Annotated in this window: 2 protein-coding genes; both read left to right on the top strand. The window is 62.7% G+C overall.

Annotated elements, in window-relative coordinates:
* Positions 1–629: AI-2E family transporter (locus EN969_RS31980; RefSeq protein ID WP_164758707.1), on the top strand; the 629-nt coding region annotated here is incomplete at its 5' end.
* Between the two features lie 68 nt (positions 630–697).
* Positions 698–1,176: MsnO8 family LLM class oxidoreductase (locus EN969_RS31975; protein ID WP_127419783.1), on the top strand; the 479-nt coding region annotated here is incomplete at its 3' end.

Raw genomic sequence — 1,176 nt, 5'->3', positions numbered from 1 at the left:
TCGTGCTGTCGCTGTTCCTGCTCGCCTCCGGCACGATGTTTTATGAAAAGATCATCCAGTCCTTCGCCAGCCTCAGCGAAAAGAAGCGGGCGCTGCGCGTCGTCTATGACGTCGAACGCGAAATCTCGCACTATCTGCTCACCGTCACCATCATCAATGCCGGCCTCGGCACGGTCATCGCTCTCGGTCTTTGGGCGCTCGGCGTGCCCAATCCGCTGGTCTGGGGCGTTGCTGCCGCCCTGCTCAATTTCCTGCCCTATGTCGGAGCACTGATCACCATCGTGCTTGTCACGGTCATGGCGTTGATCAGCTTCGATACCATCTTCTACGCGCTTCTGGCGCCGGCCTTCGTGATCTTGTGCGACATCGTCGAAGGCCAGTTCGTGACGCCGATGGTGGTCGGCAGGCGCCTCGAGATCAACGCCGTGGCGATCTTTATCGCCATCGCCTTCTGGTCATGGCTGTGGGGTTTCGTCGGCGCCCTGATGGCGGTGCCGCTGCTGGTCGTCATCAAGGTGTTCTGCGATCATTTCGATGGGCTCAGCCATGTCGGCAATTTTCTCGCCGCGCAGCACGCGGTTGTCGTCGAGGAGGACGACATCGCCGACCCCGAAGCTGTCAAAGGCTGATCAATATTTTTGAATTTGCGGCGCCGCCGGATGCTTCCTACATGCGGTCCTGACACAGGATCCCACCCATGACCGCTCTTTCCGTTCTCGACCTGTCGCCGATCGTCGAAGGCAGCGATGCCTCGCAGTCGCTGGCCAACTCGCTCGATCTTGCCCGCCATGCCGAGCGCCTGGGCTACAAGCGTTTCTGGCTGGCCGAGCATCACAACATGCCGGGTATTGCCAGTGCCGCCACAGCCGTCGTCATTGCCCATGTCGCGGGCGGCACCAAGACCATTCGTGTCGGCGCCGGCGGCATCATGCTGCCCAACCATTCGCCGCTGGTGATTGCCGAGCAGTTCGGCACGCTGGCCGCATTGCATCCGGGCCGCATCGATCTCGGCATCGGCCGGGCGCCCGGCACCGACATGGGTGCCGCCCGCGCCTTGCGCCGCAATCTCGAGGCCGGGGTCGACAATTTCCCGCAGGATGTCGTCGAGCTGATGGGCTATTTCCAGCCGGCCGAGGAAGGCCAACGCATCCGTGCCGTGCCCGGCGAAGGCCAGGG

This window comes from Mesorhizobium sp. M7A.F.Ca.CA.003.01.2.1 (assembly GCF_003998945.1).
GTDB lineage: Bacteria > Pseudomonadota > Alphaproteobacteria > Rhizobiales > Rhizobiaceae > Mesorhizobium > Mesorhizobium ciceri.
Note: the sequence above shows the minus strand (reverse complement) of the source record. Positions and strands in the feature narration are given on the sequence as shown.